This is a genomic window from Kitasatospora sp. NPDC085464, from assembly GCF_044541955.1.
In the GTDB taxonomy this organism is placed as follows: Bacteria; Actinomycetota; Actinomycetes; order Streptomycetales; family Streptomycetaceae; genus Kitasatospora.
In genome coordinates this window covers 1-17,827 of record NZ_JBITTM010000014.1, presented here as the reverse complement: position 1 = coordinate 17,827, position 17,827 = coordinate 1, and the positions used below count along the sequence as shown (strand labels likewise).

Annotated in this window: 14 protein-coding genes; 6 read left to right on the top strand and 8 right to left on the bottom strand. The window is 72.3% G+C overall.

Going from position 1 to position 17,827, the window contains the following annotated elements; all coding sequences use genetic code 11:
- Positions 1–174: 174 nt before the first annotated feature.
- The 4 genes from ACIGG8_RS14370 (at position 175) to ACIGG8_RS14355 (ending at position 4,636) form a co-directional block, all read left to right on the top strand.
- Positions 175–1,506 (top strand): diaminopimelate decarboxylase, encoded by a 1,332-nt coding sequence (locus ACIGG8_RS14370; protein WP_396548036.1) that lies wholly within the window; start codon positions 175–177, stop codon positions 1,504–1,506.
- Between the two features lie 325 nt (positions 1,507–1,831).
- Positions 1,832–3,046: a DUF4190 domain-containing protein gene (locus tag ACIGG8_RS14365; protein ID WP_396548034.1), complete on the top strand. Its 1,215-nt coding sequence runs from the start codon at positions 1,832–1,834 to the stop codon at positions 3,044–3,046.
- A 111-nt stretch (positions 3,047–3,157) separates the two neighbouring features.
- Complete coding sequence (locus ACIGG8_RS14360) at positions 3,158–3,979, top strand: DUF4389 domain-containing protein (RefSeq protein WP_396548032.1); 822 nt, start codon at positions 3,158–3,160, stop codon at positions 3,977–3,979.
- 195 nt (positions 3,980–4,174) lie between these two features.
- Positions 4,175–4,636 (top strand): hypothetical protein, encoded by a 462-nt coding sequence (locus ACIGG8_RS14355; RefSeq protein WP_396548030.1) that lies wholly within the window; start codon positions 4,175–4,177, stop codon positions 4,634–4,636.
- 58 nt (positions 4,637–4,694) lie between these two features.
- On the opposite strand, the gene ACIGG8_RS14350 is transcribed toward ACIGG8_RS14355, so the two are convergent.
- The 6 genes from ACIGG8_RS14350 to ACIGG8_RS14325 all read right to left on the bottom strand — a co-directional run bounded on the left by ACIGG8_RS14350 (position 4,695) and on the right by ACIGG8_RS14325 (position 14,560).
- A complete protein-coding gene (locus ACIGG8_RS14350) occupies positions 4,695–6,191 on the bottom strand; it encodes a phosphatidylinositol-specific phospholipase C domain-containing protein (RefSeq protein WP_396548028.1) in 1,497 nt (498 codons plus the stop codon).
- 209 nt (positions 6,192–6,400) lie between these two features.
- Complete coding sequence (locus ACIGG8_RS14345) at positions 6,401–7,459, bottom strand: HD domain-containing protein (protein ID WP_396548026.1); 1,059 nt, start codon at positions 7,457–7,459, stop codon at positions 6,401–6,403.
- A gap of 9 nt (positions 7,460–7,468) precedes the next feature.
- Positions 7,469–11,704, bottom strand: a complete 4,236-nt coding sequence (locus ACIGG8_RS14340; protein WP_396548024.1) for a trypsin-like peptidase domain-containing protein — start codon at positions 11,702–11,704, stop codon at positions 7,469–7,471.
- A gap of 61 nt (positions 11,705–11,765) precedes the next feature.
- Positions 11,766–12,065 (bottom strand): trypco2 family protein, encoded by a 300-nt coding sequence (locus ACIGG8_RS14335; protein WP_350520433.1) that lies wholly within the window; start codon positions 12,063–12,065, stop codon positions 11,766–11,768.
- A gap of 248 nt (positions 12,066–12,313) precedes the next feature.
- Positions 12,314–13,012, bottom strand: a complete 699-nt coding sequence (locus tag ACIGG8_RS14330; protein WP_396548023.1) for a DUF1062 domain-containing protein — start codon at positions 13,010–13,012, stop codon at positions 12,314–12,316.
- A 246-nt stretch (positions 13,013–13,258) separates the two neighbouring features.
- Positions 13,259–14,560, bottom strand: a complete 1,302-nt coding sequence (locus ACIGG8_RS14325) for a glycosyltransferase (RefSeq protein WP_396548022.1) — start codon at positions 14,558–14,560, stop codon at positions 13,259–13,261.
- Between the two features lie 356 nt (positions 14,561–14,916).
- Here ACIGG8_RS14325 and ACIGG8_RS14320 point away from each other — a divergent pair, with 356 nt between their 5' ends.
- Positions 14,917–15,555 (top strand): ClpP family protease, encoded by a 639-nt coding sequence (locus tag ACIGG8_RS14320; protein ID WP_396548021.1) that lies wholly within the window; start codon positions 14,917–14,919, stop codon positions 15,553–15,555.
- Position 15,556: 1 nt separating this feature from the next.
- Positions 15,557–16,159 (top strand): ATP-dependent Clp protease proteolytic subunit, encoded by a 603-nt coding sequence (locus ACIGG8_RS14315; protein WP_350520437.1) that lies wholly within the window; start codon positions 15,557–15,559, stop codon positions 16,157–16,159.
- A 150-nt stretch (positions 16,160–16,309) separates the two neighbouring features.
- Here ACIGG8_RS14315 and ACIGG8_RS14310 read toward each other — a convergent pair whose 3' ends face one another.
- Positions 16,310–16,759, bottom strand: coding sequence for a helix-turn-helix domain-containing protein (locus ACIGG8_RS14310; protein WP_396548019.1), 450 nt, complete (start codon positions 16,757–16,759; stop codon positions 16,310–16,312).
- Between the two features lie 158 nt (positions 16,760–16,917).
- Positions 16,918–17,748 carry an IS21-like element helper ATPase IstB gene (istB, locus tag ACIGG8_RS14305; protein WP_396548018.1) on the bottom strand — a complete coding sequence of 277 codons (831 nt, stop codon included), beginning with the start codon at positions 17,746–17,748 and terminating at the stop codon, positions 16,918–16,920.
- Positions 17,749–17,827 lie beyond the last annotated feature (79 nt).

Sequence of the window (17,827 nt, the reverse complement as noted above, 5' to 3'; positions counted from 1 at the left end):
GGGGCGAAGGCGGGCCGCCGCTGCCCGCCCGCCGTCGGCCGGCACGGAGGCGCCGCCGGAAACCCGGGTCGTGGGATGAGGACCTGCCCGCCGGCTGACGGGCAGTCTGGTCGCACGGCCCGCCGGAGCACCCCGGGGCCGTGCGACCGAGACGACCGGACGGAGTGTGCCACCATGGCGAACCCCCAGCTGACGGCCCTGCACGGGCCCGAGCGCCGTGAACTCATCCTCCGCGCGGCGGTCCGCCAGGGCCTGCTGGACCCGGAGGACGCGCAGCTCGCGGGCTTCCTCGACCTGGACGCGGTGGCGGCCACCGTCGACGCGCTGCACCGCGCCTTCCCCGACTCGGTCGAGGTGCTGCACGCCTTCGCGGCCAAGGCCAACAGCCTCGTCCCGGTGCTGGCGCGGCTGCGCGGTCTGGGCATGGGCTGCGAGGTGGCCAGCCCCGGCGAGTTCGCGCAGGCGCTCGCGGCCGGTTTCGAGCCCGGACGGATCGTCTTCGACTCCCCGGCCAAGACCCGTCGCGAACTGGCGCGGGCGCTGGAGCTCGGCGTGGCCGTCAACGTCGACAACTGGCAGGAGCTGGCCCGGGTCGACGAGCTGCTGACTCCCGGGCACGCCGGCAAAGTCCAGAGCGAGTCCACGATCGGCGTGCGCGTCAACCCGCAGCTCGGTGCCGGCGCCATCGGGGCGATGAGCACCGCCACCGCGACCTCCAAGTTCGGTATCGCCCTGGCCGACGAGGGCAACACCGCCCGGCTGGTCGAGGCCTTCCGGGCGCGGCCCTGGCTCGGCCGGCTGCACTGCCACGTCGGCAGCCAGGGCTGCCCGCTGGACCTGATGGCGGACGGGGTCGCTGCGACCGTCGCCCTCGCCCGGCGGATCAACCGCGAGCTGGGCCGCCGTCAGGTGGTGGGCCTGGACATCGGCGGCGGCCTGCCGGTCAACTTCGCCGACGACCGGGTGATCCCGGACCACCGGGACTACGCCGAGCGGCTGCAGGCCCGCGTGCCCGACCTGTTCTCCGGTGAGTTCCGGCTGGTGACCGAGTTCGGCCGGTCCGTGCTGGCCAAGAGCGGCTTCACCGCCGCCTACGTCGAGTACACCAAGGAGTCCGGCGGGCGGGCGATCGCGATCACCTACGCCGGTGCGCAGGTGGCCACCCGGACGGTCTTCGCACCGGACTCCTGGCCGCTGCGGGTCACCGCGCACGACGCGACCGGGGCGGCCAAGCACGGGCAGCCGGTCGAACAGGACGTGGCCGGGCCGGCCTGCTTCGCCGGGGACCTGGTCGCCAGGGCCCGCCCGCTGCCGCTGCTGGAGCCCGGGGACCTGGTCGCGCTGCTGGACACCGGGGCCTACTACACGTCCACCCCGTTCTCCTACAACAGCCTGCTGGAACCCGCCGTGCACGGGGTCACCGTGGCGGCCGACGGCGCGGTGCGCTTCGAGACGCTGCGCCGCGCGCAGACCGTCGAGGACCTGCTGGGCCGCACGGGCGGGTGAGGACGCCCCTCCGGCGGCCGGTCACGGTCCGTCGCGGACGAACCACGGGCGCCGGCCCTGGCCCGGCGGCCCGGCCGGGGCCGGGACCGCGGTGTCGGAGCGGTCGCCGGGCACCTGTATGTTGATCACCTGCCGGCCCTGTCGGTGTCCCGCGCCGGGGTGTGTCGACGCGCGGGTCCGGCCCGGGCGGTGACCGTTCCACGCCGCAGACCGGGCCGCCTGTCGGCCGGGGAGTCGAGAAGTCGTGTGCCGGGGGGAAGACGCCGCCCCGGGGGTTGACCACCGCTCCCCGCCTCGTCATCTCGTCGTTCGCGAAGGATCTGGTATGACCGCTCCCGTCCCACCCGACAGACCGCAGGCCGAGAAGGCTTCCCCGGAGGATGCCGAGAAGCGCGCGGCCGTGGCGGCCGTAGAGGTGGCCGTGGCGGCCGTCGAGGTGGCCGACGTGGCCGTAGAGGTGGCCGAGGTGGCCGCTGACGTGGCTCCTGGCGAGGCGGCCGGCGCCGACCCGTGGGCGCCGCTGAACCCGGGTCAGGGCGAGGCCCAGCGGCCGGGCGAGGCCACGGTCCCCGCCCCCGCGGCTGCCCCTGCCCCCGCGGCTGCCGCTGCCCCCATCGCGGGCCCGGCTCCCGTCGCGGCCCCGACGCCGGTCGCGGTCCCCGGCCAGCACCCCGGCGGCGTGCCGTACTGGCCGCCGTACCCGGTGCCGGCGCCGCTGCCCCGCAACGGCCTGGGCGTCGCGGCCATGGTGCTCGGGATCGTCGGCGCCGTCCTCAGCCTGGCCGTCATCCTGTTCTGGCTGTCCTGGCTGCCGGCCCTGCTGGCCCTGGTCTTCGGGATCATCGGCCTGGGCTACGTGCGCAAGGGTGTGGCGACGAACAGGGCGATGGCACTGGCGGGTGTGATCCTGGGCGTCTCCGGCCTGGTGGTCTCGGCCGGAGCCGGGGTGTTCGTCATGGCACGGGTGCACGCGGCGAACGTGGAACGGCGGGCGGAGGCGGACGCCGCCCGGGCCCGCGCCGAGGCCGAGTCCCGGGCCGCCCAGGAGCGGGCGGAGAAGGTGAAGGAGCAGGCCGAGGCCGACCGGAAGAGGATCGAGGCGGAGCAGCAGAAGGCGGCCGAGGACCTGAAGGCCCGGCGCCTGTCGTTCGGCCAGTCCTACACGTACCCGGACGGCCTGAAGGTCACCATGGCCGCGCCGGAGCCGTACGTCCCGAGCGGCACCGTGTTCGAGGTCCCCAGGAACGCCAAGATCGTCCAGGTGAGGATCACCGTCGTCAACACCGGCTCCCAGGAGCTCTCGCTCTACGGCTCGGGGAGCCCCACCGTCAGGGACGCCAACGGCGGCCTCGTCTTCACCCTGATCGACGGCAGCAACCGGATGAAGTTCCTCCCCGGCTCGCTGTCCCCGGGCCAGGAGGCCACCGGTGCGTCCGCGTACGCCCTGCCGGAAGGCGCGGCCGACCCGTTCTCGGTCCGGTTCGACTACGGCACCGGGCTGCAGCGCAAGGACGTCACCTGGGCCGGCTCTCCGGGCTGACCCGTCCGGCGCAGCGTGGCGCGCGGGTCGGGCGGGGGGCTGCGATCTTCGGAGGACGCCCGGCCCCGCGTCCGACCGCCGGGCCCCCGCCCCGAGACCGTGGAGGCCCGGATGTGGCAGGCACCCCCCGCCCCCGTCAGCCGTGAGTGGCTCCCCGTCCTGGACATGCCGGCGTCCGGCCCGCAGAACCGCTGGACGGTGCTGCTGCGCGCGCTGCTGCTGATCCCCCAGTTCGTGGTGGTGTGGGTGCTGTCCGTGGTGGCGTTCTTCGTCACCGTCATCGGCTGGTTCGGCGCGCTGGTGCTCGGCCGGCTGCCCGGCTTCGCCGCGGACTACCTCACCGCGTACGTCCCGTACGAGACCCGCGTGACCGCGTACCTGATGCTCACCGTGGACCGCTACCCGCCGTTCCGCTTCCACGCCCCCGAGTACCCGGTGCAGGTCGGGCTGCGGCCTGGCGAGCTGAACCGGCTCGCCGTCCTGTTCCGCATCATCCTCGTCATCCCGGCCTCGATCGTGCAGGGCCTGGTGGAAGCGGGGTGGTGGATGGTGGCGTTCATCAGCTGGCTGGTGGTGCTGGTGCTCGGCCGGATGCCGCAGCCGCTGTACGAGGCGACGACCGCGATCCTGCGCTACCGGACGCGCTACGCCGCCTACCTGGTGATGCTCTCCTCGGCCTACCCCAAGCGCCTGTTCGGCGACGAGCCGGGCAGCGAGCCGGACGGCCCGGTGTCGGCCACCCGTCCGCTGGTCCTCAGCGGCGCCGGGCGGGGCCTGCTCGTCGTCTTCATCCTCCTCGGGGTGGTCTCCTGGACGACCAGTTCGATCACCGCCTCGGTGGACTCGGACGACAACGACGACGAGGTCACCAACCCCACCCAGCACGTCATGGCGCCCCTGGTGCCGGGCCCCGCCGACCGTGCCGCCCGGTGAGCGAGGGAAACCCGGTGAGCGACGGAAACCGGTGAGCGGCGGGAGGCCACGGTGAGCGCCGGGAGGCCACGGTGAGCGGCGGGGAGCCCGGTGGGCGACGGGTCGCCCACGCACCGGCGGTGCCGCGAGCGGGCCGGCGGGCCCGGCGGTGGAGCGGGCGCCGACCCGCCTGACGATCTTCGCTAGTCTGATCGGATGACCGACAAGTTGGTGAACCGTTACCGCCAGGCCGTGGAACCGCTGCTGGCGGCGGGGGAGCGGATCCTGGACGTGGCCACCTTCTACCCGGTGGCCGGCGCCAAGGGCCTGGGGGACGGGGCCGGCGCCCGGCTCGGCAACAAGCTGGGGCGGATCGGTGCGGTGTCGGGGGAGGCCGGCAGCCTGGCGCAGGGCTTCCCCAGCGGTGCCGGCGCGGCGATGCACAAGCTGCTCCTGGTCACCGACCGGCGGGTCGCGTTCGTCTCGACGGGCGACATCCGGAAGGCCGCCGACGTGCTGTGGCACGCCCCGCGCCATCTGGTCACCCGGATCGAGCGCCGCCCGCGGTTCCAGGCGATGGCCCGGTTCCGGCTGCACTTCGCGGACGGCTCGGCGGTCGCCGCCTACACCCCGCGGCGGCGCACCGTCGAGAGCCTGGCCGACCACCTGGGACGGTAGGCGGCGGCCCCGGCGGGGGCCCGCAGGCCACCGCCGGGGCCGCCCGCCGAGCGGGCCGTTACTTCGGGCAGGTGTCCTGGGTGACCTTGCCGCCGGAGGTGCCGGCGGTGGCCGGGTCCACCGAGAGGCACAGGCCCGTCCACTGGTTGACGAACTTGTAGGCCGTCTTCCGTTCGCCCCCGACCTCGACCGAGGTGGGGACGACGTTCCACAGCTGGCTGCCCGAGGACCAGCGGGTCTCGCACCCCCACCAGAACAGCTGCGTACCGGGCCCCGGCGGGGTGCCGTTGTTGTAGGGGACGGTCAGGCAGGTGCCGTTGCTCGCCTTGAGCCAGTAGAAGCCCTTGCCGTTGTAGGAGGGCTTCTCGGCCCCCCACTGGTGGCTGCTGGGCGCCGACGACTGGCACGCGCGCTGGGTGACCAGGCCCCCGGTCTTGGAACTGTCGAACTCCGGGCCCCGCACCATGCAGCGGTGGTACTCGGTGTCGACGTACGTCTTGTCGGCGTTGACCTGCCAGATGGCCTGGTGGCCGTCCACGACGGCATTGGCCTGGTTGCGGGCGATGATGTCGTCCACCAGCGCCCAGCCGGGGAAGTCCATCAGGACGACGCCCAGGTGACCGTTGCCGCCGCCGTTGTTCAGGTAGTCCATCAGCTTGAAGTTCACGCCCGGGATGTGCGTCGGGTACTTGCCCGCCGTCACGTACCCGCCCGCGTAGACGTACGGCACCGTGAGGGGAGCGGTGGACGCGGACGTGTACGTCACGAACATCTCGCCCTTGCCGTCGTCGACCGCCTTGTCGATGTTCGCCTTGACGTAGTCCCACTTCCTGGACACGTCGGGTGCGTCGTAGTGGTCCTCCTTGTGGTCGTTGAAGGTGTTGAGGCCGTAGTTGTCGCTGTCGATGCCGTCGAAGCTGCCCAGCACGATCTTGCCGCGGGCCTGCGAGAGGCGGGGAACGCCCGTCCTTCCCGCCCCGCTCACCGAGGCGGTGTAGAAGAGGTCCGGGTAGCGGGCGACGTAGTCCTGGAAGATGGCCTCGCGCCGGGCGTTGTCGACCGTCTCAGGGTCGTTCTTGCAGTCGAACAGACCGCCGCCGCTGAGCGGGCACTCGGCCCGCAGCCGCATCACGATCGTCTCGCTCCTGTGCTGGTCGAGGAAGGCCTTCGCCCTGCCCAGCACGTCGTCGAAGTTGGCGTTCTGGTAGAACGACCCGTGGTGGACGGCGAAGTACTTGTTCTCGGTGACGCGGACCCGGATGTCGATGGCGCGGATCCCCCGCTCCAGCTGCGCCGTCAGGGTGCCCGCGCTGTCCCCGAAGTCCTGCTGCGTCTGCACCGAACTGCCGCCGTGGACGGCGAGCGTGTCGTGGGTGCCCGGCAGGGACATCGCCGCCAGCCAGGTGTCGCCGGCGACGCCCTTCATCCAGTCCGCCCGGGTCGCCGGCCCGAGGTTGTCGAAGGCGTCGTTGTTGGACTTCCCGCTCGCCCCGGCGACCCCGGGCGCGAGCAGCGCCGCGCCCGCGGCGACGCAGACCGTCACCAGGTGCGCCACCCGCCGCAACCCCCGCCGGGGCCCGGGGCGGGTGTCGTGAGAAGAGGAACGAGGCATGGAACTCCCATCCGATACCGGAAAAACCGCGGTCGTCCCGGTCAACGGCGCCTGTGACTGAGCAGGTTCAGCCGGACGTACGCCTCCTCCGCCCGGCCCGGCCCGGCGGGGTCGCGGTCGTGCCGGAACCGGGAGCCCGTCGGCGGCGGCACTCAGCTCCAGCACACGTGGAACTCGGTGGGCAGCGACTGCAGGGCGGCCAGTTCGGCGGCCAGGTCGGGCGCGGCTGCCTCGACGGGCCGGCCGTCCACCAGCGGGGCGGAGCTGTAGATCTTGCGCAGGGCGAAGTGCCGGCCCACCTCGTCCGCGGGGGCGCGGCCGATCGTGACCCGCAGCCGGTGCGGCTCGTAGCGGATCATGGCGCTCTCCTCCCGGGTGGCCGCGCAGGCGTCGAAGGCGGACCACAGCTCCGGGTCGGTCAGCCGGGCGAGCCGGGCCGGGGTGAGGGCCGGGCCGTGAGCCCCGTCGTGAGCCCTGTCGTCGAGCAGTCGCAGGGCCAGGTGCCGGACCACCGAGACCGGCCCCACGTTGTCCCAGGAGGTGTGCAGCCGCGCTTCCGCGCCGATCAGGCGGACGAGTTCGGCGGCCGTCGGGCGGTCGGCCGACACCACGGCGTCCCGGATGTCGAGCCGGCTCAGCAGCACGGCGGGGTCGGTGTCCAGACGCCCGGCGGCGCGCCCGCTGCGCACGTACGAGTCGAGGTGGTCGAGGCTCAACAGGCCGGAACGGCCGGTGAGCGGAGTGGGCGGATTCCCGCCGAGTGCACCGACGACGGCCTCGGTGCCGATCCCGTGCTTCTCCAGCACCGGCCGGACCGGGTCGGTCCGCAGCAACTGCAGTCCGATGGCGTGGTGGTCGAGCCCGGCGACACCCTCGAAGGTGTGGCTCAGCGGCAGGTGACCGATGTCGTGCACCAGCGCGGCGACCCGCAGGAGTTCGTCGTCCGGACGGAAGTGCGCGACCAGCGCGAGGACGCCGAGGGTGTGCTCAAGCCGGGAGTACGACTGCAGGGTGCTGAGCGTGGAGGCCCCGCCGTGCGCGACGAAGTGCAGCCGGCGCAGCGGCTCGGTGCGGAGCAGGTCCACCTCGACGGGCTTCAGCCGGACGGGTATCCGCCACAGCGGGTCGGTGAACACGGGGGCCAGGCCGACGACATTCGTCGGGACCGGCGGTGCGGTTTCCACATCCGGGCCCTGATGCTGGTTGTCCATCAGGCCACCTTAGGAGGACGCTTCCCCGAACGTGCCGGCCTCGGTGCCTTCCGTACCGTCGGACGTTTCCGGAAGGGAGGAGACCCAGCCGTCCACCGCGGCCCGCACGCGAGCCTGCACATCCGGTAGATCGGCGCAGCCCTGGTACGTGGAGATCCTCCGCACGATTCGGCGCATGTACGCGTAGTCGCCGGCCAGTGCGACCTGCGCGGCCGCGTTGGCCGTGCCGACGGTCAACCAGTCGTCGCGGAAGTCGAGTTGCGTCCACGGCGCCGCTTCGCAGGCCCGCCTCGCTGCCGCTCTGGTCCGCGGATCGTGACGAGCGGCGGCCGACAGGGCCAGCGTGGCGCACACCGCCGCGCGGAAGCCGCTCGCGGTCCCGTCCGCGGAGAGGTGCTCGATGAGTTCTGCGGAGGCCTCGGAGACCGCGTCGGGACCGGTCGTCCGAGGTCCGCCGTCCGGGAGGATCTCCAACAGGGAGAAGAGCTCTCTGCAGGCGCTCTCGGGATCGTCGGCGAACTCGTCGAGCATGGTCCGGGTCAGTCGTGCGACGGCTTCGGAGCAACGGCCGGCGTCATACGTGGCCAACATCCGTACGGCACCGATGGCGTCCCTGTCGAGCGCGTGGGATTCCCCGTCGCAGCTCGCGAGCACCGTTCTCTCCGCCACCGAGGCCGCCACGTCGACCTGCCCGGTCCACAGCAGCAGGCGCGCGAGAGCGAGGTCCTTCCCGAGCTCGTCTTCGGCGGCCATCGCCGCGAGTACGCCGTCGACCTCGGCGCGCAAGCGCGTGGACAGCAGCCGCGCCACGACGTCCAGCCGGCTGTCGGCCTCCGTACGCCGGTCGAGCAGGGTCCGCAGCAGGGGCGCCGGGTCCGGCAGCCCGCCGATCTCGAACAGGACCAGGCTCGCGTACAGCCTGACGGCGGGGTCGTCGGGGTCCGCCGCCATCGCCGGGAGGTGGTTCCTGACGGCCTGGTGGAAGCCCGAACGGTCGGCGCACCGCAGGAGATCGGCGAACTCCTTCGGGGCAGCCCGTACGCACAGGGCCAGGACCGGATCCACCTCCGTCGGCTCGCCGGCCACCGCTCGGATGACCTGCAAGGACAGGGCGGGATCACCGGCTCTCAACTGTAACCGGAGCAGTTGGCTGATCTCCCTCCCGCGGCGGTTCGCGGTCCACTCGTCGAGGCCTTCCCGCTCGTGCAGCTCCCGCCTCAGTTCCTCCGTAAGGGCCCGGAGCACATCGGCGCAGATCTCCGGAACGGGATCCGGCACGCCGGCCTGCACGAGGACTTCGATCGAGGAGATGGACAACCGGTCCGGATCCGCCGACAGTTCCCGCACCGCCGCGACGGCGGCCGAGGTCGCTCCGGCCGCGACCAGCCGGGCAACCGTGATCTCGTTCGCTCGCTCGGACTGCAGCAGGCGCACTGCCCTCCCGGGATTCCCCAGGGCGGTGAAGGCATCGGCGAGGAAACCCTTGGTGGCCGCCGAGCCGGCTTCCCGGTCCTCGGCAGTCCCGAGCTCGTCACATGCCTGCTCGGCCAGTTCCGCGGCCATGGCCTGCGCCGGGGGATCCTGCACCCGCGCCAGGACGGAAGCGACGACGGCGCGCGGATCCGACCTGTCGAGGTACACGTTGCCGCCGCGGGTGACTCTCGTCTCGACGCCCGCCGGGGACTGCGCCAGCAGCTCCGAGGCTGCGCTCAGCATCGACTCGACGCCGGAGAGGCGGCTGAGCGTGGGCAGCGTTTCGCACCGGGAGTTGAAGGACAGGGACGTGTCCCTGAGAGTCGCTTCGAGTGCCCGGTGCGCCGGGCCCGTGTCGGGGAGCGCACACAGCACATCGCTGAAGAGGCCGAAGTGGAAGTGCGAAGGGGTGCGATCGGCCAGGCGGTGCACGATCCGGATCCGCAGATCCTCCGGAAGCTGGAGCCCGTCGGCGAGAAGACGACCGGCCAGCAGGGCGTACCGGTCCGGGGTGTTGCCGTCCAGTCCGAACAGCACCTCACTGGTGTAGAGGGTGTAGTCGTCGTAACGGTCGCTGCGGTCCATCAGGAGCACGGCGAGCCGTTCGGCCGCGCGGTCACCCCGTTCGTGGGCCCAGCACGCGATGGTGAGCACGGCCAGCTCGTCACGGGTCTCCGCCAGCGCGGCCGAGAGGAGTTCGTCGGTCTGCCAGTCCTCGCCCGGCCAGGTGTCGGGGAGCGCTCTGGCCGCGTCGCGAGCCACCAGGAACTCGGCCAGGCTCCGGTGGGCCCAGTGCAGTTCCCCCCGTGCGGCGACGCCGTGGAACAGCCCGGTGCCGGACAGCAGCGCACCGATCGCCTCCGCCCAGGCCGCGAAGAAGTCGGGTGGATCGGGCACCCGGCTCTTCGCCCACGCGACGGCGTCCGCGGTCGTCACGGCCGTGTCGGACGCGAGCGTCATCCGCGCCAGGTGTGTCAGCATGCCCGCACGAAGCCCGTACAGCCGGTCCGCGAGGGACTCGTCGCCGCCCTCCTCGACGACCGTCCTCCGCCAGGCGGAGCGGCGTCCGCCCTCGGCGTCCCGCCGGAACAGGTACCCGATCAGGTCCTCGTAGAGACCTGCCCGGCCGACCGGGAGGTCGCCGCCCGGCAGGTCCCGGTACACCATGAGGGCGATCGACGCGAGCAGCGGCGTCCTGATGATCTGACGCAGGCCCTTGGCATCGATCTGCCGGAGGAAGCCGTTGACCCTGTCCTCACCGGCGGCTTCGTCGGCCTCCGCGTCGAGCCAGCGGCCGGCCAGCAGCCGGAGCTGGGCATCGTCGAAGGGAGCCAGCCGGTACACGGCGACGTCGTCCTCACGCAGCGACGCCACCTCCGCCGCGGGCAGCGGGCGGGTCGCCACGATCCACCGGAAGGAACTGACCGGCCTGCGCACGTCCGCGGCGATCACGTCGAGCACCCGTCGGCGGGCGGACACGTCGACGATCTCGTCCAGGCCGTCGACCAGCACCAGCCACCGGACGGCGTGGACGGACTCCTCGAAGAGGTCGACCGGCAGACCCGACGAGAGCAGCCCGCCGAGCCTCCGGTGCGCCGAAGCGCGCAGCAGGACGGGAAGCGGCTCCGGACCGGCGAGATCCTGGGGCGCCACCCGCAGCGGCAGGACCGTCCGGTCGAGCAGGACCTCGTCGTCCTCCTCCCCGGTCGTCCACGACCGGGCGAGTCTGCGGGCGACGTGGTGGAGGAAGGTGGACTTTCCGGCCCCCGGCTGTCCCTCCAGGACGACGTGACGGTGCCGGGTCAGCACCTCGTCGGCGGTGATCGGCGCACTGACCTTCAGGTCCGAGCTGCTGACCGTCTCCTCGACCCGCTGGTACACGTAGGTGTCGTCGAGCGACAGCCCGGGCCTGTCCCGCAGACGGTAGTGGTGGACCGGGGAGGCGTTGAGCTCGGCCTCCAGCAGCGCGTGGAGCGCCCGGGACTGCCGTACGGCCTCCAGATCGGCGGACGAGCGGTCGACCCGGACCTCGGTCAGTCCGTCCCGGGTGAGCGGCAGGCCGATGGCCTCGTGGAGGAACGCCACCTCCTCGCGCGTCAGGGCTTCGTACCACCGGTCGACACGGGCGGCGGACAACTCCCCGGTTCCCTCGTTCTCGTGGTGGTCGGTGACCACCCCGATGACACACCCCGCGCTCCACACAGCCGCACCGGACATGCCTTCCCAGGGACTCCGGTCGCCGAAGGAGCCGTGGAGGCGCGGCGACTGGTCGACGCGAACGGCCAGCCGGCCCTCACGGCGGTTCGAGAAGGCCGGAGCCCTCCCGTCGGTGACGTGGTTGGCGTCCCTGAAGGCCCCCCTGCCGTCGACGGACCGGCGCAGCTTGAAGAGCGGGAAACCGAGCGACGAGCAGGTGACGGTGCCGTCGAGCGCCGGGACGGCCCCGAACCGCACCGGCGGCACAGCTGCTCCCGGCCCTGCCGACCGGTCCTCGTCGTCGTCGAGGCCCACCACGGCGAGATCGAGTCGATCATGGCTCCACAGGACGGTGCCGCGCACGGTCCACTCGCCGGGCTGGTCCGCCCGGAACCGTACGCGCAGGTCGTCCGCATCGCGGACGACGTGGCCGGCCGTGAGCACGCTCCGGGACGTCACCCGGTATCCGGACCCGCGCTCGTCCCTGCCGTCGACCGTGGTGACCAGGATCTCCGCGGCGCGATCCGGATCCAGCCCCGTGGAGGCCGGGAACCGCCGGCCGGCCGCTCCGTTCACCGCTCAGCTCTCACTTCTCAGCTCTCACTTCCCACTGTGCACCGCTCACCGTGCACCGTGCTCACCGTTCTCCGGCGACGGCGGAGCCGGACACGTGCGGACTCCTGCCCGTGCTCCTGAGACGGGGCTTCAGCGTGAGCTTGAGCTGCTGCGTGTCGGTCTGTCCCATCTTGCCGTTGCCGCCCAGCTCCAGGACCCAGAACTTCACCTTCGCCGTGCCCCCTCCGCCCTTCTCCAGGGCGACGGTCAGCTCAAGCTCGATGTCCCCGAGCTCCAGTTCGAGCTCCTCGTCGGCCGCGGCCTCGATCGCTCGTCCCAGTTGGCTGCGCAGGTCCCGGATCACATCGGACAGCTCGATCACGGCCACTCCCTCGGCGATGTGCAGTGACGGCCGATTGTAGGGCGCGGCAGGGGAGTTGCCATGACGATCAGTCAAAACAACCCCCGCCGATACGGACCGCCCTTGGCCCGCTGATCACAGCGGGCCAAGGGCGCGCACGCCTCAGCTGCGAACTCCTCCAACCGGCCCCGCCACACCGCAAGCTCCGCAGCCCTCATACGACCGGAGAACTACCGACCGCACGACGTGACGAGCCACCTGACGAAGCACTACTGGTGCGCCGTGGCCCGGCGTGGGAGCTCCCGGCCGGGTGCGGGCGGCAGCCCGATCCGAGCCAGGTCGGTGCGTTCGGCGCCGGGCGCATCGAGGGACTTCGCGTGCTTGGCCGCATCGACGGAACCGGGTCCGTGGATGGCGAGTTCGAAGTCCTGGTGCGCCTTGACGTCCGGAGCGAACGGCAGGCGGATCCGCCCGTCCGCGACCAGACGGCGCACCTCGGCCCGGCTCAGGCCGAGACCGAGCTGGAGCAGCCGCTCCACCCGGACCGGCGCGGGCAGCTCGAAGCGCACCTGCACCGAGAGCGGGTTCGGGTCGTCGAGCGCGTACAGCGGCATCCGGGTCTCCAGCTCCCACGTCCCGGTCCAGTCGAGCCGGTACCGGTTCTTCGCCGCGAGCGACGCGCTCGTCACCAACTCCCGTACCGCTGAGAGGTCGTTGATCTCGTAGGCCACCAGCCGGGCCGGCTCCAGCGTCGAGACGTGGACGCGCTCGTGGACGGGCACCTTCGAGGTCCGGTCGCACGTCGCGCAGGTCAACAGCAGCCAGACGTCGAGCAGCTTGCCGCTCGCGTTGACGCGGATCTTCCCCGAGGCGCGGTGCCGCATGCCGGGACAGTCCGGGCAGGACCGGACGACGGTGGGCAGGGCGGACTGACGCACGGCCCACAGGGCCTTGCGGTCGGTATTCATGTGTGTTGGGTGCTTTCAGGACTCAGCAGGAGGGCATGCCGAACTCACTCGGCGGCTCCCGCTCTCTGACGGATGCTCACGAGGGGCGCGACCCATCGCCCCGGGGCCGGTTCGTCAGGCCCCGAGGTCGATCGCGCGACAGGTACGTACTACGTGGCAGTCATCAAAAGTCCATGCGGGCGATCATGATCGAGACGGCGGCCCGCGGCAACCGAATTTCCCCGTGCCCGATCGGCTGGACTGCTCTCAGTAGTTCTGGTTCTCGCTCTCCGTGGTCAGCCACTGGATGTGCTCGTGGAACTGGCGCCCCGCGGTCTGGAACAGGGCGTGCTCGCCGGTCCGGAGGCTCTCGACGCCGAACTCCTCGCTCAGGTGCTGGTCCACCACCTTGATGAGCCCGAACGGGCCGGTGGCCGCCGGGCCCACCATGTGCAGCTCCTCGGCGTCCATGCCGGACGTGTCGGCGGCCACCTTGGCGATCATCCGGTCCATCACGGCGGAGTTCTTCTGCGCGGCGATGAAGTGATTGCCGTAGCCGCCGGTGTCCAGCAGGTACTGGGCCGCGATCCGGACCTGGTCGCCGACGGGCAGACCGGAGGCGTGCCCGGCCCCGGCGGTGTCGAGGGTGCCCTTCAGGCTCTTCGAGTCGCGGATCAGCGGGCCGAGCACGGGGACGTCGGTGTCGCGGAGCTGGGGCTTCGTCCGCTGCAGGTCGATGTCCCCCGAGCCCAGGTCCACGTCGGCGTACACGCCGCCGTGCTTCTTCAGGATGCTGTAGCGGGCGATGTCCGAGGCCAGCGGGTAGGCCTTCTGATTCCCCGTCGTGGCGGTGGTGTAGATCTCCCGCACCCGGTCGTCGAGCGCCTCCTCGATGCTCCGGAACTTCAGCTTCCCGGTCAGCCTGACACGGAGGGTGTCACCGGTACGCCAGGTGCTCTTCCGGTCGGTCCACAGGTTGATGATCCAGTCGGAGTTCTGCGCCCTCGCCGCCCAGCTGACGATCTGGTCGAGCGCGGGCTTGCTGATCGGCTGCCCGATCCAGATGAAGTGGACCTCCGGCGGGATCCTGGGCCGGTCGTCGGCGTGGTTGCCCGCCACCGCCGTCCGCAGGGCGTCGAGGTAGGCGGGCACGGGGGAGAGCTCGGCCAACCGCTTCAGGAGCAGCTCCACCGCCTCGTGGTTCCCCTTCGCCAGCGAGGTCAGGGCGTAGTCGAAGACGTCGTCGGCCTGGTCCGAGTCCAACGGCTGCCGCCCCGCCCCGTCCTGGCCCTCGCGGGTCAGGTTCAGCGGAGCCCGCTGCACGGCGGTGCCGTGGTCGGCCGCGCAACCGGGACCGTGCGCGTGGCGCTCCTGCTCCATCATCCGGGCCACCGCGGCGTTGCCCACCGAGCGCTGCAGGGCCGTCACCTCGCCCGGGCTGCGCGGCCTGCCCGGTGCGGGCGCCGCGGACACCGCCGGAGCCGCCGGTACGGCCGGCCTGCGCCCCGCCTGCCGGGATCCCCGCTCCGCGGGTGCCGACCGCTGCGCCCCGGTGACGTGTTCGCGCATCGCGTGGTTCTCCTCGATCGTGCCCGGGGGCGAGCGGGTGCCGTGGGCGGGCGGGGCCGTGGGTGGGTGTCCGGAGGCAGTAGAGCAAGTCCGTGCACGCGCCACCAGGGCCCCGCGGCTGTCGTGGGGGCAGAGCCGTCTGCCCGTCCGGGCACGGCGCGGGCCCGGACGGTCGGTGCGGGGCTCCGACGGCGGTGATGTGGGCGGGGGCCGACGGCGCGGGTGCTGGTGCGGGCGGGTGCGGAGGTGGGCTCTGCCCGTGGCGAATCTGCGGCGGGCAGAGAAACCGTACCCGCGGGCCTCCCCGGGGCAAGGGTGGAGAACGACGGAACACCAGCCTCGACCGAGGAGACCGGATGACTGCACTCGGCACGCTCTCGCCCCGCGCGGACGAGGGCGGCACACCGCCCAGCCGCTTCGACGACCAGCTCGCGGCGCAGCTGCTCGCCCAGCGGATCGTCCTGCTCGGCACCCAGGTCGACGACGTGTCGGCCAACCGGGTGTGCGCACAGCTGCTGCTGCTGTCGGCGGAGGACCCGCACACCGACATCTGCCTGTACATCAACAGCCCCGGCGGGTCGGTCACCGCGGGCCTCGCCATCTACGACACCATGCGGCTCCTCCCGAACGACGTCTCGACGCTGGCGATGGGGTTCGCCGCCAGCATGGGCCAGTTCCTGCTCACCGTGGGGGCGCCCGGCAAGCGGTTCGCGCTGCCGAACGCGCGGATCATGATGCACCAGCCCTCGGCCGGCATCGGCGGCAGTGCCGCCGACATCGTGATCCAGGCGCAGAACCTGCAGTACACCAAGAAGGCCATCGAGCGGATCACCGCCGAACACACCGGGCAGAGCGAGGAGACGATCGCGCGCGACGGCGACCGCGACCGCTGGTTCACGGCCGAGCAGGCCAAGGAGTACGGGATCGTGGACCGGGTGGTGGAGTCGCTCGCCGACATCCGCCCGGCCGTCTCGCGCCGACGGATGGGGCTGTGACATGGGCTCGTACACGGTTCCCTACGTCATCGAGCGCACCGCGCAGGGCGAGCGGTCCTACGACGTCTTCAGCCGGCTGCTGAACGAGCGGATCGTCTTCCTCGGCACCGAGATCGACGACGGCGTCGCCAACGTGGTCATCGCGCAGCTCCTCCACCTGGAGTCGGAGAACCCGGAGCGCGAGATCTCGATCTACCTCAACTCGCCCGGCGGATCGTTCACTTCGCTGATGGCGATCTACGACACGATGACCTTCGTGCAGGCGCCGATCTCCACGTTCTGCGTCGGCCAGGCGGCGTCGACGGCGGCGGTGCTGCTGGCCGGCGGGGATCCCGGGCGGCGCTTCGTGCTCCGGCACGCGCGGGTGCTGCTCGGCCAGCCGGCCAGCGGCGGGCGGCAGGGGACGGTGTCCGACCTCAGCCTCGCGGCCGAGGAGGTGGTCCGGGTCCGCGCGCAGGTGGAGGAGGTCCTGTCCCGGCACACGCACCACGACGCGGCGACGCTGCGCGCGGACATGGACCGGGACAAGGTGTTCACCGCCGAGGAGGCCGTCGCCTACGGGCTGGCCGACGCGGTGCTGAGCCGGCGGGCCGCGCTCGTCTGAGCCGCGTCCGTGTGAGTAGCGCTCGTCTGAGCCGCGTCCGTCTGAGTCGCGGCGTGGACGGCGGCCGAACCGGCGGCCGAACGGGTGGCCGAAGCGGCGGCCGGTACGACGGGGGTGTACCGGCCGCCGCTTCGGGTGCTCCGGCGGACGTCAGGCGGCGAGGCAGAGCCCGTCGTACTGCGCCGAGGGCGTGGTGCGCCCCAGGCCCGTCCGGCCGGCCCGGGCCGTACGGCTGCGGGCGTACCGGGCCAGGTCGTCCTGGGCGAGCGAGAGCAGGTCGCCGAGGCCGAGCCCGAGGGCCCGGGCGGCGGCCGCGAGCACCTCGGAGGAGGCCTCCTTGCGGCCGCGCTCCAGCTCCGACAGGTACGGCATCGAGATCCGGGCCTCCTCCGCGACGTCCTTCAACGTGCGTTCCTGGGCCAGCCGTTCGCGGCGCAGCACACCGCCGACGAGGTCGCGCCACAGCGGCTCCCTCGGCGCGGGCTCCGGTGCGGCTCCGGCCGGCCGCTGCGGGGTGCGGGCGGCCCCGTCGGGCGCGGGCGGCGAGGCCTGCCGGCGCAGGGGGATGACGCGGGCTTCGTTCGGCGCATGAGTGCTCACCCTCTCAGCCTAGGGATCCGCGGCGCCGTGGGAAGACGGCGGCGTTCTGCCCTGGGTGAAGCCGCGCGGACTCGGGGGCGGGTCGGTGTCGGCGGCGGTTGAACCGTGACCCACTTTGGACGGTTGAGTTCTGACCCTCGCGTCGTCGGTGGTCTTGTTCAGTCGTTGTCGGTGGTGCGGGTGCGGCCGAGTTCGCGGCCGCGCATGCGGTAGGACTCGCCTTTGAGGGAGTGGACCTCGGCGTGGTGGACGAGTCGGTCGATCATGGCGGCGGCGACGGTCTCGTCGCCGAAGGTCTCGCCCCAGCGGCCGAAGGGCTTGTTCGAGGTGACGATCACGCTGGCCCTCTCGTAGCGGTTCGAGATCAGTTGGAAGAACAGGTTCGCTGCCTCTGACTCGAACGGGATGTAGCCGACCTCATCGATCACGATCAGCGGGTAGCGGCCGAGCTTGACCAGTTCGTCCTGGAGGCGGCCGGCCTGGTGGGCGGCGGCGAGGCGGTCGACCCACTGGGCGGCGGTGGCGAACGCGACGCGGTGGCCGGCCTGGCAGGCCCGGATCGCGAGTCCGGTGGCGAGGTGGGTCTTGCCGGTGCCCGGCGGTCCGAGGAAGATCGCGTTCTCTCGGGCGGCTATGAAGTCCAATGTTCCCAGATGGGCAAGTTGTTGGCGCGTCAGGCCACGCAGGTGGGTGACGTCGAGTTCTTCGATGGTCTTGATCGCGGGGAAGCGCGCCTGCCGGATGCGGCCCTCGCCGCCGTGGCTGTCGCGGGCCGAGACCTCGCGCTGCAGGCAGGCGACGAGGTATTCGAGGTGGGTCCAGGACTCGGCCTGGGCGCGTTCGGCCAGGCGTTCGGCAGCGTCCAGCAGGGCGGGCGCTTTCATCGCGCGGGCGAGGAAGGCCAGGTCGGCGGCGGTCTGGCGGCCGGTGCGGGAAGCCTGGCCGTCCGCCTTCGCCGCAGTAGCGGCCCCGGCGGTGCGGGCGGCCATCAGGTGTCCTCCTTCCCGGCGCCGCCCTCGATGAGGGTGAACATGCGGTCATAGGTGCCCAGTTCGCGTTGCTCGACGT